At 40.1% G+C, this 13,392-nt stretch carries 13 protein-coding genes; 6 read left to right on the top strand and 7 right to left on the bottom strand.

Annotation, left to right across the window (positions count from 1 at the left end):
- The 4 genes from AACH28_RS17280 to AACH28_RS17265 all read right to left on the bottom strand — a co-directional run bounded on the left by AACH28_RS17280 (position 1) and on the right by AACH28_RS17265 (position 4,370).
- Positions 1-1,050 carry a UDP-glucose--hexose-1-phosphate uridylyltransferase gene (locus AACH28_RS17280; RefSeq protein WP_201640007.1) on the bottom strand — a complete coding sequence of 350 codons (1,050 nt, stop codon included), beginning with the start codon at positions 1,048-1,050 and terminating at the stop codon, positions 1-3.
- Positions 1,051-1,118: 68 nt separating this feature from the next.
- Entirely contained in the window at positions 1,119-2,393 is a 1,275-nt protein-coding gene (locus tag AACH28_RS17275) for a metallophosphoesterase (protein ID WP_070561399.1), read from the bottom strand.
- Positions 2,394-2,405: 12 nt separating this feature from the next.
- Complete coding sequence (gene hemH / locus AACH28_RS17270; RefSeq protein WP_070561401.1) at positions 2,406-3,440, bottom strand: ferrochelatase; 1,035 nt, start codon at positions 3,438-3,440, stop codon at positions 2,406-2,408.
- An 81-nt stretch (positions 3,441-3,521) separates the two neighbouring features.
- Positions 3,522-4,370 (bottom strand): 4-hydroxy-3-methylbut-2-enyl diphosphate reductase, encoded by an 849-nt coding sequence (locus AACH28_RS17265; RefSeq protein ID WP_070561403.1) that lies wholly within the window; start codon positions 4,368-4,370, stop codon positions 3,522-3,524.
- Positions 4,371-4,655: 285 nt separating this feature from the next.
- Here AACH28_RS17265 and AACH28_RS17260 point away from each other — a divergent pair, with 285 nt between their 5' ends.
- A complete protein-coding gene (locus AACH28_RS17260; protein ID WP_046672716.1) occupies positions 4,656-5,075 on the top strand; it encodes a nucleoside-diphosphate kinase in 420 nt (139 codons plus the stop codon).
- Positions 5,076-5,214: 139 nt separating this feature from the next.
- Here the strand turns inward: AACH28_RS17260 and ybeY are convergent, their stop codons facing one another.
- Together ybeY and ruvX are read right to left on the bottom strand one after the other, a co-directional pair.
- On the bottom strand, positions 5,215-5,643 hold the full coding sequence (ybeY, locus tag AACH28_RS17255) for an rRNA maturation RNase YbeY (protein WP_070561407.1): 429 nt from the start codon (positions 5,641-5,643) through the stop codon (positions 5,215-5,217).
- A 49-nt stretch (positions 5,644-5,692) separates the two neighbouring features.
- The gene (gene ruvX / locus AACH28_RS17250; RefSeq protein WP_070561409.1) at positions 5,693-6,106 is read right to left on the bottom strand and encodes a Holliday junction resolvase RuvX; all 414 of its coding nucleotides are present in this window, start codon (positions 6,104-6,106) and stop codon (positions 5,693-5,695) included.
- A 322-nt stretch (positions 6,107-6,428) separates the two neighbouring features.
- On the opposite strand from ruvX, the gene def reads away from it, so the two are divergent.
- A complete protein-coding gene (def, locus tag AACH28_RS17245; protein ID WP_286769196.1) occupies positions 6,429-7,655 on the top strand; it encodes a peptide deformylase in 1,227 nt (408 codons plus the stop codon).
- Positions 7,656-7,779: 124 nt separating this feature from the next.
- Here def and AACH28_RS17240 read toward each other — a convergent pair whose 3' ends face one another.
- Positions 7,780-8,769, bottom strand: coding sequence for an aspartate-semialdehyde dehydrogenase (locus tag AACH28_RS17240; RefSeq protein ID WP_046671587.1), 990 nt, complete (start codon positions 8,767-8,769; stop codon positions 7,780-7,782).
- A gap of 576 nt (positions 8,770-9,345) precedes the next feature.
- Here AACH28_RS17240 and AACH28_RS17235 point away from each other — a divergent pair.
- The 4 genes from AACH28_RS17235 to AACH28_RS17220 all read left to right on the top strand — a co-directional run bounded on the left by AACH28_RS17235 (position 9,346) and on the right by AACH28_RS17220 (position 13,375).
- The gene (locus AACH28_RS17235; RefSeq protein ID WP_317669178.1) at positions 9,346-10,293 is read left to right on the top strand and encodes an NAD-dependent epimerase/dehydratase family protein; all 948 of its coding nucleotides are present in this window, start codon (positions 9,346-9,348) and stop codon (positions 10,291-10,293) included.
- A 2-nt stretch (positions 10,294-10,295) separates the two neighbouring features.
- Entirely contained in the window at positions 10,296-11,021 is a 726-nt protein-coding gene (locus AACH28_RS17230) for a YebC/PmpR family DNA-binding transcriptional regulator (RefSeq protein WP_341831089.1), read from the top strand.
- A gap of 119 nt (positions 11,022-11,140) precedes the next feature.
- Complete coding sequence (locus AACH28_RS17225) at positions 11,141-12,568, top strand: hypothetical protein (protein WP_341831088.1); 1,428 nt, start codon at positions 11,141-11,143, stop codon at positions 12,566-12,568.
- Positions 12,569-12,631: 63 nt separating this feature from the next.
- Entirely contained in the window at positions 12,632-13,375 is a 744-nt protein-coding gene (locus AACH28_RS17220; RefSeq protein WP_341831087.1) for a DeoR/GlpR family DNA-binding transcription regulator, read from the top strand.
- Positions 13,376-13,392 lie beyond the last annotated feature (17 nt).

The raw sequence follows: 13,392 nt of genomic DNA, 5'->3' as shown, positions 1-13,392 counted from the left end.
TTATTTAGCTTTATAATGTACTGTCGAACAATTTCGCAACTGTTCTGCGGCAACCTCCGGTGTGATATCACGTTGTGGATTCGCTAGCATTTCATAACCAACCATAAATTTTTTAACGGTAGCAGAACGTAACAGTGGTGGATAGAAGTGCATATGCCAGTGCCATTCCGGGTGGTCACCGTCATTTACTGGGGACTGATGCATTCCTGCAGAATAGGGGAAGGATGTTTTGAAGAGATTGTCATAACGCGTCGTCAGCAACTTGAGGATAGCGGCAAAATCCGACTTTTCCTTCTCGTCAAAGCCGGCAATGTTTTGGATAGATCGTTTGCTCACAATCATCGTTTCGTAAGGCCAGGCGGCCCAGAAAGGGACTAGCGAAACAAAAGAATCATTTTCGTCAATAATGCGCTCTTCTTTTCTCAACTCCGCTTTAACATAATCTGACAGGATGGTACGTTGATATTTACTGAAATAGTGCAGTTGCTGAACGCATTCTTTCTGGATTTCTACAGGCAAATGATTTTGTGACCAGATCTGCCCGTGGGGATGCGGATTACTACAGCCCATAATCGCACCTTTATTTTCGAAAATCTGAATGTATTTGATCCAGTCAACCTTCGAAAGTTCGACAAACTCTTTTTGCCAAAGATCGACCACCGATTTGATTGCAGCCTGATCCATTTCGGGTAGTGTAAGATCGTGCCGCGGGGTGAATGCAATTACTTTACAGATTCCTTTTTCGGTTTCGGCGATAAATAATTCATCTTCATTAAATTCCTGCTGGCTTGTATCTTTTAATAAAGCTGAGAAATCGTTCACAAAGACAAAACTTTCTTTATAATCTGGATTGATATCACCATCTGCTCGTTTATTTGTCGGACACAAATAGCATTGAGGATCATATTCCGGTCTATTATCCCCGGGAAGATCTTCTACTTGCCCTTGCCATGGTCTTTTACTACGATGCGGAGACACAAGTACTTTTTCCCCGGTAAGAATATTAACACGTGTGTGGGGAGAGTCCCCAAAGTTTAAAGTTGATTGCATGTTATGTATAACTGGTGTACAGAATACACAATTATAGCTATATTAAGTCAAAAGTCAAAGGGGATTTTTTAGGCTTTAAACTTTGGGTCCTGCGCTTTTAGCAATTCGAATATGGTAATTTCAGGCAGAATTCCAACACGTCCTGGATAACCCAAAAAGCCATAGCCGACATTAACATATAATCGTTTGTTCTGTTGCGCACGATAAAGCCCTGCCCATTCCTTATAGATATATTGTACCGGACTCCATTGCAACATCTCGGACCTTACACCAAATTGCATACCATGTGTATGTCCGGCAAACATCACATCCACGTCGGTATCCAATACCTGAGCCCGCCAATGCGACGGATCGTGCGATAACAGCAACTTAACAGGTTGCTCTTCGGTACCCATTAATGCTTTTTTGATATCACCATGTTTCGGAAAACGACCTGTCCCCCAATTCTGGACCCCGACAATACAAAGCTCTTCACCGTCGACCTTAATCTTACGATTTTCATCCATTAAAAGATCCCAGCCCATGATTTTATGCACATCGATAACATCCTGGAGGTTCTTACGCTTTGCAGGAGAATCTTCTTTACCATAATAATAGTCACCATAATCGTGGTTACCTAATGTAGAAAACACACCTAAATCAGATTTCACACGCGCAAAAATATCTTGATAACCACGCATTTCAGAAGCTTGGGCATTCACGATATCACCTGTAAAAAATGTCACATCCGCTTTTTCCTTTAAAAGCATATCAATACCACCGCTGACAGCCTTTTTATTATAGAAAGATCCTGAGTGCACATCTGAAATCTGCGCAATGGTCATTCCATGGAATGCTTTGGGCAAATTTGGCAAATACAACGGGACTCTCCTGACACGATAGTCGTAGGCTCCTGAAATAATTCCCCAGCTCAGGGGTATCAAGGGTGAGGCACCAACTAGAATACCAGCTTTGGTCAAAAATTCGGATCGGCTAATCCCTTTCACTGGATTCTCTGGTAAAGGGTCTCCGGCATCGTCGACCAAATCCTCAACAGATCTCTTTTTTGCGAACAGACGCTTCAACCATACACCCCCACGTCGGATATCATCAATCAACAAAATCAAAAAGAAAAATATCTTTGACGCCGCTGTCAGAAAAAAGGCGACTAAAATAACCGACCGTACGATTAAAGGAATACTATATTGTGCTGAGATAAAAACGCCCAATAGCAGTAAAACAGAATAAGACCACCAGAGAATGGAAAATACCTTTGTTTTGGGAAATTTAATCTTCGTTGCACGGAGCGCAAAGAAAATATAAAAATCCAATATGAGTAATACACACGCGTTTACTAACAACATCTTTTATCGATTTTAGTTTTTGGCATTAAGCGCCAATTGTTTTAAAGATTCGATCCATTTGGGATCATCATTAAGACTCTCTACCAAACACACTTCCTCCCCCCCTAAATGTTTAAATTCATTAGCATATTCCACGCCAATTTCATCAATGGTCTCGATACAATCCGCCACAAAAGCAGGACTAAAAATTAATAACTTCTTATAACCCTTAGCGGCAAGATCATGCAATAAATCGGAGGTATAGGGCTGTATCCAGGGTTCTTTACCTAAACGGGATTGAAAGCAGAGCGAATATTGTTCTTTTTTCAACCCGAGCTTGGCAGCTATCGTCCGTGTTGTCGCATAACATTGCGAAAGATAGCAATATGAATTGACTGTCATTTTACAAGAATCACAGCCTGATTCGGGGCATTTAAGCTGACCTGTCGGATCTACTTTTCCAAGCTGCCGCACAGGAAGGCCGTGATAACTAAAGACAAAATGGTCAAAACTTTCCAAATCGTGCCTGCGGGCATGATCCGCATAAGTTTCTGCCATTAAGTCGTCCGTACAGAAATTGCTTACGAAACTGATTTCTGGCAGATAATTCCATTTGCGAATAAGCTCCATGACACGATCGATGACCGAACCCGATGTTGCTGAAGCGTACTGTGGAAATAAAGGAATGACACGAATGGACTCCAAAAATAGACCCTCCATATTTTTCAATGCAGCCTCAATCGATGGGTTTTGGTAACGCATCGCTAATTCCACATGGTATTCTTCACCCAACGCTTCTTGAAGCAGATTGCGTTGCAAAATACTATAGTGCATCAAAGGTGATCCCGTTTCTTTATCCCAAATCGTTTCGTATACTTTTGCCGATTTGGGCGCACGTGTACGTGCAATGATTCCCTTGACCAATAAGGTGCGTTGAAAATAAGGAATATCAATAACTCGCGGATCCATTAGGAACTCCGTTAAATATCTCTTTACATCTGGAGTAGTGGGACTATCAGGTGTACCCAATTGTACTAAAAGAATACCTTTTTTGCCTTTATTGCTCATAGCTTACAAAGCTACGCAAAAAAGAATGCACTCCGGATCTAAACCGCGGAATTATGAAATATCTGTGACGGGTAATTGTGCTTATAATGCTTCTAAACTTGCTTTTACATCTTTCATCAACCACATTGGCGTTGAAGTGGCACCACAGATACCAATACGATCATTTTCAGCAAAGACTGATGCATCTAATTCAGCAGGATCAGAAATAAAATAACTAGCGGGATTGGCATTCTGACAAACTTCAAACAGCACCTTTCCATTGGAGGATTTCTTACCTGAGACAAAAACGATCTTATCATATTGTCTGGCGAAAGCGCCAAGATCTTCGTATCGATTGGAAACTTGTCGACAAATGGTATCATTAGCTTTCACTTCATACCCTCGCCTGATCAGTTCGTCTTTGATGGCATAAAATTTATCCACGCTTTTTGTTGTCTGGCTGTATAAGGTAAATGAGGCGGGCAATTCGACTTGATCCAATTCGGAAATATCCTGAAAAACTAAGGCTTCATTATTTGTCTGCCCCTGCAAGCCGATCACTTCAGCATGCCCGTGCTTCCCAAAGATTAAAATTTTCTCCTCTTGATCGAACGACGTTTTTATACGGTTCTGTAGTTTGAGCACTACAGGACAAGAGGCATCTATCAAGGTAATGTTATTTTCCAAAGCAACACGATAAGTCTCGGGGGCTTCACCATGAGCACGGATCAATACCTTTTCATTGCTCAAGGTCGGCAGGGCGGCATGATCGATAATGCGTAAGCCTTTTGCTTTCAATCGGGCAACTTCTTCGTCATTATGAACGATATCTCCCAAACAATAAAGATAACCCTCTTCCTCCAAAATTTCCTCTGCCATATCAATAGCGTATACCACTCCAAAGCAAAAGCCTGAATCTTTATCGATGTCTACTGTTAGATTTAATGCCATAATAACACAAAGTTACATATTCGTATTGAACTTAGATCAATTGTTTTTTTACTTTTCTATAAACGGCCAGATACAAAGTTTTGTTACATACAGAGAAAAACATTGGGCTGGGAACAAAAGGAAACATCTATTTCAGTAGATGCACAAATCCGGGAACAAAAACCAATAATTTAGCGATAAGGGTGACATCAGCTAGTCGGCTTATCAATAATTGTGTCTATATTGAGGCGTAATGATATTGCATATGAAAAGCAATTTATCTAATTTTGCAAAAAAATTAAAATAATGGCAACTAACAGAACTTTTACGATGATCAAACCTGACGCAGTAGCGAACGGTCACATCGGTGCAATCTTGAACGATATCATTGCTGGTGGTTTTAAAATCATTGCAATGAAATACATCCAACTTTCTCAAGAGACAGCAGGTGCATTCTATGCAGTACACAAAGAGCGTCCTTTCTATGGTGAGTTGGTAAACTTTATGACTTCAGGTCCTATCGTTGCTGCAATCCTGGAAAAAGATAATGCTGTTGAGGATTTCCGCACATTGATCGGCGCGACTAATCCTGCTGATGCAGCTGAAGGTACAATCCGTAACAAATATGCTAAATCTATTGATGCAAACGCTATACATGGATCGGATTCAGATGAGAATGCTGCTATTGAAGGAAACTTCTTCTTCTCTCAATTTGAAAGATTCTAGTCGTTAGAAACAACATAAAAAAAGCGTTTTACAAATTGTAAAGCGCTTTTTTTATGTATTGCTTCCTTCTCTCGAGTAAAATAGAATCTTCAGTCGGTTCACCGAACTGTGGGTCCTAATGAATGCACGAAGGAGTATATTAAAAGTTTCTTTTACCGAGATACTCATCCTCCTTGGCGGTCATCTTGGCTTTATCTGCCGGCTTTTTATCCGGATAACCGCACAGATGCATTACACCATGAATGATCACCCGATGAAGCTCGTCTCGCACATCAACCTTAAATTTTTCGGCATTCTCCTGAATACGTTCCACACTGATAAAAATATCGCCGGCGATGGTGTCCTCATATTCGGAAGAATCAAAAGTAACGATATCAGTATAGGTGTCGTGATTTAAATATTGCTTATTGATTTCAAGCAAGTAAGCATCCGAGCAAAGGATAAAGCTCAATTCGCCCACACGCTTAAATCCTTCGCCTTTGATGGCATCAGCAATCCATTGACGAATCTTTCCCTTTTCTTTTAATTTGAAATCCGTATCCTCGGTAAAAAATAATATGCTCTTCATCCTTCTATTTTTTATTCATTCTTATTTTGACGTATTAGTCGCTGTGTATCTAAAAATTACGGCTATCCATGTAGCTTTGCAAAATAATCGTTGCAGACACCGTGTCAATCAGCCCTTTTTGTTGACGATCCTTCTTTTTTTTGCCACTTTGTGCGATCGCTGCAGAAGCCATTTTAGAAGTAAAACGCTCGTCTATTTCAGCGACAGCAATTGTGGGATAAGTCTTTTTCAGTTTTCGAATAAACCCGACAACATGCTGTGCGGATTCAGAGTCGGTCCCATCCAGTTGCCGTGGCTTGCCTACAACAAAAGTTTCCACCTGTTCTGTCTGTAAATAATCGGCTAAGTATGTCCAGATATCCTGCGGGTGTACCGTCGTCAATGCTGTAGCAATAATTTGCATTGGATCGGTCACCGCAACCCCTATTCGTTTTGTACCGTAATCAAAGGCCATCAATCTCATGGATATATATTTTTCACAAAAATACAAAGTAGTCCTGAGTATTACACAGGAAGATGTAATATTTCAATTGGACACTTCTTTTCAATACATGCCCTTTTCATTTTTGATCTTTTAATTCTGACTTTTTAATCAAAAAAAACTATAACTTTGATAGACTATTTAACAAAAGCAAACTAACTTGCTTTTTGGGGCAATAGATCACCGAATTCAATCCGATCATAGCGGGTCTACCGACTTACCCTATAAGTAAACGGATCAAAATAACAGCAAAAGCAACAGGGCATTGGGCTGTATGAAATCGGGCAAATAAATATGCAAACAAATGAAAAAAACACTTATTGCCAGTTTCCTTTTGGCCTTATGCTTGAATACGCATGCCCAAAGTAAATACGAGCAACACATTACTGCTCTTCGTGAAGAAAAAGCCGCTGAATTGGCGAAAGAACAATATGGCCCATTGAAATCAGATCAGGTAGCGTTTTTGGATTACTTTCCTGTAGACGCCAGTTATAAAGTCAACGCCAAAATTGAAGTCCTATTTGATGAACCGGTATTCCGGATGCCGACCTACGACGGCACAAGCAACGAATACAAACGTTATGCTATCATAACATTTACGCTTCATGGAAAAGAACATACGTTGAATGTCTACCAAAGTGTCGCATTATTTCAAAATCCTGCATACAAAAAACATTTATTTTTACCATTTTTAGATTTAACAAATGGTCAGGAAAGCTACAGTGGGGGCCGGTATATTGATTTATCCACAGACGACATTAAAGGAAACGATGTTGAGATAGACTTTAACAAAGCCTACAACCCATACTGTGCCTATAGCAACGGGTACCGTTGCCCAGTACCCCCAGTCGAGAACAATTTAGAAACAAAAATTATGGCCGGAGAAAAAGCATTTCATAAGTCAAAGAATGAAAGACCAGTCAATCTTAACGCAGGACAGGAGTTCAGTGCTGCCGACAAGAAAATCATTTTATCAGGAGATGAAAATGCAATTCTTCGCGTATTGCAAACAACAGACGATAAAGATCTGAGAGTTTTAAAAGCGACAAGCAGTGATGTCAAATACAACGACCCATTGATTGAGTCTCTTTCCAAAAGAATGTTCGCGACTGTACGTGATCCCAATCACCCCGGTGTAGGCATCGCAGCGCCACAGATCGGCATCAATAAAAATTTAATCTGGGTACAGCGATTTGACAAACCGGATCAGCCATTTGAATTCTATGTAAATCCTAAAATTCTATGGCGCTCCAAACTGAAGCGCAAAGGTGCAGAAGGCTGTCTTTCTATCCCCAACCGTAAAGAAGATGTATTACGGAGTTATGCGATCCGCCTGCAATACATCAATAAAGAAGGTAAAGTTATCGAAGAAAATATCGAGGGTTTTACTGCTGTTATTTTTCAGCACGAAACGGATCATCTTTTCGGCATTCTATTTCCAGATCGACTGGAAGAGCAAAGCAAAGAAAGCTATGCTCCGTTGAATGACAAGATTGAATTTTCGATCCACCCCACAACATTGACACCATAATTTATAGCCCCGACATCAAGGACCAAATCATAAGTATCTAAATTGTGATTTGCTAATGGAACAAAAAAGAGCCCCCATGAACGAATTCATGGGGGCTCAATATTTATTATGGAATCTACTTGAGTTAGATCAATCCTTTTTCAGCCAATAATTCCGCTACCTGAACTGCATTTGTTGCAGCACCCTTACGTAAGTTATCCGCTACTACCCACATGTTGAGCGTATTTGGCTGAGATTCATCACGACGGATGCGTCCTACAAAAACCTCATCTCTACCGTGTGCATCCTTTGGCATTGGATATTGTAGTGACGCAGGATCGTCGACAACAATACAGCCACTTTGCGCGGCTAAAGCTGCACGTACATCATTCAAATCAAAGTCATTTTCAAATTCGATATTCAATGATTCAGAGTGTCCTCCCATAACAGGAATACGCACTGTCGTTGCAGTTACTTTAATAGAATCATCACGCATGATTTTATTTGTTTCCAAAATCATCTTCATCTCCTCTTTGGTGTATCCATTTTCTTGGAAAACATCAATATGCGGAATCACGTTCAGATCAATCTGATAAGGATAAGCTTTTTCACCATCTTTTCCGGCACGTTCATCCATCAATTGGTTAACGGCCTTAACACCTGTACCTGTTACAGATTGGTAGGTAGAAACGACAACACGTTTGATTTTATATTTATCATGTAATGGCTTTAAAGCCACCACCATTTGTATAGTTGAACAATTCGGGTTTGCAATAATTTTATCTTCAGCAGATAACACATCACCATTTACTTCTGGAACAACCAACTTTTTCGTTGGATCCATACGCCATGCTGAAGAATTGTCGATCACTGTAATTCCAGCTTCTGCAAATTGAGGGGCAAATTCTTTCGAGGTATCACCGCCAGCAGAAAATAACGCAACATCAGGTTTCAAAGCAATAGCCTCAGATGGTGTAACCACCTTATACTTCTTTCCCTTGAATTCAATTTCCTTACCCTTACTACGCTCTGAAGCTACTGGAATTAATTCTGTTACTGGGAAATTTCGCGCCGCCAACACGGTTAGCATCTCAGTACCTACAAGGCCTGTTGCGCCGACTACTGCCACTTTCATTTTTGTCTGTGTTTAAATTGTGTATATTAAAATTGTTATTTGATTTTGTTTTTAGTTGATTCTCGAAGAATGAATTCTTCAAATTTAAAAAATATTCCCCAATTCCACTATTAAAATAACAAAATATTAAGCGCTTAGCTAAAAATGTCACAACATTTAGCATTTTCCCGCCTAAATTGCTAAAATGGAATCCCTGCACCCCATAACTATTGCTAGAAATCAAGATCAAAGCAATTCAAAAAAAATAAAAATTTTCGCTGCTTATTCAAAAAAAAAGAACAAACGATTGAAACAGTTTAAAATCTCATAAAAACAGCCAAGAGAGTCTATAAATTAGCATTTTTTCCCTTCCCCCCTAAAGCCATCAAAGTTGATAGATACTGAAAAGCCTTTATATTTGCATCATAAACCGCCATGGTTGAAATTTCATTTTTCATTACATGATGAAACGTAAATTATGTCAGGCTAGATCCTATTATATCGATAGGAAGAAACGAGCGAAGCGATTCATTTATATTCTTGAGTATAGATCCTCAATATAGTGAAAGCGGGAGCTTCATAAAATAAAACTTACAAATGAAAGAAAGCATTATTATCATTGGTGCAAATGGCCAGATCGGCACAGAATTAGCTATCGCCTTGCGCAAAAAATTTGGTGCAGACAATGTTGTAACCACTGACATTAGAGAACCACAGATTAAAAGCCCTGACGAAAATTTCGAAATCGCTAATGTTCTTGACAAAAACGGACTCGAGACATTATTTCAAAAATACAAACCTACTCAAGTCTATCTACTAGCTGCTATGCTTTCGGCTACAGGTGAGAAATACCCTGAAAAGGCTTGGGAATTGAATATGAATGGTTTATTGAATGTTCTTGATCTAGCCGTGAACTATAAAGTCTCCAAGATATTCTGGCCAAGCTCAATCGCTGTTTTTGGACCGCATTCTCCGAAAACAAATACCGAACAATATTGCGTCATGGATCCCAACACGATTTATGGCATCAGCAAACTTGCAGGTGAGCGCCTCATCGAATGGTATCAGGAACACCGTGGCCTGGATATTCGTAGTGTCCGTTATCCGGGCATCATTTCCTGGAAAACTGAACCAGGAGGTGGAACGACAGATTATGCAGTCGATATTTTTTATGAAGCATTGAAAACCGGGACTTATGCCTGTTTCTTATCTGAAAACACAGCATTACCCATGTTATATATGGAGGATGCCATCCGTGGTACACTCGAATTAATGGACGCACCGAAAGAAAGTCTAAGCATTCGTCACAGTTATAACCTTGGTGGTATTACTTTTACGCCAAAAGAACTTGCACAAGAAATTAAAAAAATTCTTCCTAATTTTGCAATCTCTTACATCGAGAACGATCCAAGACAACAGATTGCCGATTCATGGCCTGCTAGTCTAGACGATTCTTATGCAAGAAAAGACTGGAACTGGACGCCGGAATTTGACATCCAGAAGATGACAGTCGACATGATTGAAAATCTTAAAAACAAAATATAACAATGGGAAGAGCTTTCGAATTCAGAAAAGAGCGGAAATTCAAACGCTGGGCCAAAATGGCCGTTCAATTTACACGTTTAGGTAAAGAAATCGCCATGGCGGTTAAAGAAAGCGGCCCTAACCCTGAAACCAACTCGAGACTTCGTACAGCAATACACAATGCCAAGGCAGTAAATATGCCCAAGGATCGTATCGAAGCCGCAATCAAACGTGCTTCAGAAAAAGATTCAAAAGGCTACGAAGAGTATGTATACGAAGGCTATGGCCCGCATGGTGTACCTGTTTTAATTGAAACTGCAACAGATAACACCAACCGCACCGTAGGAAACATCCGTAGCTATTTTACAAAAGCAGGTGGTTCATTGGGAAAAACAGGATCATTGGATTTTATTTTCAATCGTAAATCCATTTTCCGTTTTGCTGCAACAGACGAACTGGACCTAGAAGAGCTTGAATTAGAGTTGATCGATGGAGGCTTAGAAGAATTGTACGTAGAAGCTGATGAAGAAGGCAATGATATTGCTGTCGTTCAAACTTCCTTCGAAGACTTTGGTAATATGCAAAAATTACTTGAAGAAAAGGGAATTGAAGTAACATCTGCGAAATTGGAACGTATTGCTTTATCGCATTCAGATATTACGGAAGAACAAGCTGCTGATGTGTTGAAGATGATCGATAAAATCGAAGAAGATGACGATGTTCAAGCAGTTTACCATAACATGGCTTAAGCTATTGAACCTATAAAACAATAAAAAAGAGCGCTAGTCGCTCTTTTTTATTTTAGGCCTCCCAGCTGCGTCAGAAAAATTACTACATTTGTAATAGACTATATTAAACTCATAACAGGATGACTTTTGAAGAATTTTTCATAAAAAAGAAAATTGATTTAAAAGCTTTACAAGCTGCAGATGGACCTTTATTTGAAGAGTTCAAAGCACATTATTCTGCTATGGGAGAAAAGAGTTTTGACCACAGCAAAAAGTTTTGGTTCAACAAGCTCCGAAAAAGTTTCCATCTAGCAGAGGAGGAAACTGTCATTGCAAAACCTATTGTAAAGCAGGTTATCACTGATACAGCATCCGAGACCTCCAGTATTCATACGGCAAAACCAGCAGGCTTTAAACCGCGATTCAAGGCTCCGCCTACAGTCGTAGAAGATGAAGTCGAGGCAATAACCAAAAAGGAAATAACTGATTCAGCTGAATCCACCCCTGATTCAATACCGACAGGCTTCAAACCAAGGTTCAAAGCAGGAGTTACTAAAGCTCCTGACGCAGCCGCAAGCACATCTGTACCAGAAGAAAAAACCGACGAGGCAATAACAGCCGCTCCAAAACCGACAGGCTTCAAACCAAGGTTCAAAGCTGGAGTAACAAAAACGGAAACTTCTGAACAGGCACAGTTGCCCGATACGAAAGATGAAATTAAGTTTGATACCAACGTAAAGGCTGAACCTGAAAACAGCAACACAGAAACACAGGAACCTGCTGCCAGTAAACCTACAGGCTTCAAACCAAGGTTCAAAGCAGGAGTTACTAAAGCTCCTGACGCAGCCGCAAGCACATCTGCATCCGAAGAAACGACGGACGAGACAACAAACTCCGCTCCAAAACCCACAGGCTTCAAACCGAGGTTCAAAGCAGGAGTAACCAAATCTCCTGACGCAGCCGCAAGCACATCTGCATCCGAAGAAACGACGGACGAGACAACAAACTCCGCTCCAAAACCTACAGGCTTCAAACCGAGGTTCAAAGCTGGAGTAACAAAAACGGAAACTTCTGAACAGGCACAGCTGCCCGATACGAAAGACGAAATTAAGTTAGATAACAGCGTAAAAACTGAACCTGAAAACAGCAGTACAGAAACACAGGAACCCCCTGCCAGTAAACCCACGGGCTTCAAACCAAGGTTCAAAGCTGGCATAACCAAAACGGAAACTTCTGAACAGACACAACTGCCCGATACGAAAGACGAAATTAAGCTAGATAACAGCGTAAAAACTGAACCTGAAAACAGCAGCACAGAAACACAGGAATCCGCTGCCAGTAAACCCACGGGCTTCAAACCAAGGTTCAAAGCTGGCATAACAAAAACGGAAACTTCTGAACAGGCACAGCTGCCCAATACGAAAGACGAAATTAAGTTAGATAACAGCGTAAAAACCGAACCTGAAAACAGCAGCACAGAAACACAGGAATCCGCTGCAAGTAAACCCACGGGCTTCAAACCGAGGTTCAAAGCTGGCATAACAAAAATTGACAAAAAGGAAGAATAATTTTCACTACATTTAGACTGATTTTTTAATTATTTTTAAATTCCGATTAAAAACCAAAGACCAATGTTAAAGGAAGAAAGACAAGCATTCATTATACATCAGATTAACCTACATAACAAAGTTTTATCGTCAGATCTAAGTGTTCAACTGAATGTATCTGAAGATACAATTAGACGTGACTTAAACGAACTCGCCGAGAATGGAAAAGTTCTAAAAGTCTATGGTGGGGCATTATCAAAATCTTTTCAATTCCCTTTTCAGGATGGAAACGTATATGCCAAGGAGGCAAAAAAAGAAATTGCCAAGAAAGCAAGCACTTTAATCTCCAATGGAATGACTGTTTTAGTCGGAGGCGGGACAACCTTAATTGAATTAGCGAGAACAATACCCGATCATTTTCAGTGTACATTTTTTACTATAAGTCCATTAGTTGCCCTAGAATTGGCCGAAAAGCCAAATCTTGAAGTCATTTTAGTTGGCGGAAAACTTTCACGCAATACAAACATTGTTTCCGGAGCCCAGGTAGCTAATGAATTGGCGGATCTTAAAGTCGATCTTTGTTTATTGGGGACAAATTCTCTTTCCGTAGAAGACGGAGTGACCGACTCTGACTGGGAGGTGGTACAAATCAAACGTGCAATGATTAAATGCTCGAAAAAAGTGGCTATTTTAAGTATTGCTGAGAAACTAAATTCAGTTCAAAAAATGAAAGTTGTGCCGTTACGTGATATTTCTTATTTAATTACCGATGTCAATCCAACTGATGTTTCCCTAAAAGAATTTGCGAATACAATTGCAATACTTTAATATTGCCGCTCATTTAA

This window comes from Sphingobacterium thalpophilum, from assembly GCF_038396785.1.
Lineage (GTDB): Bacteria > Bacteroidota > Bacteroidia > Sphingobacteriales > Sphingobacteriaceae > Sphingobacterium > Sphingobacterium thalpophilum_A.
Note: the sequence above shows the minus strand (reverse complement) of the source record. Positions and strands in the feature narration are given on the sequence as shown.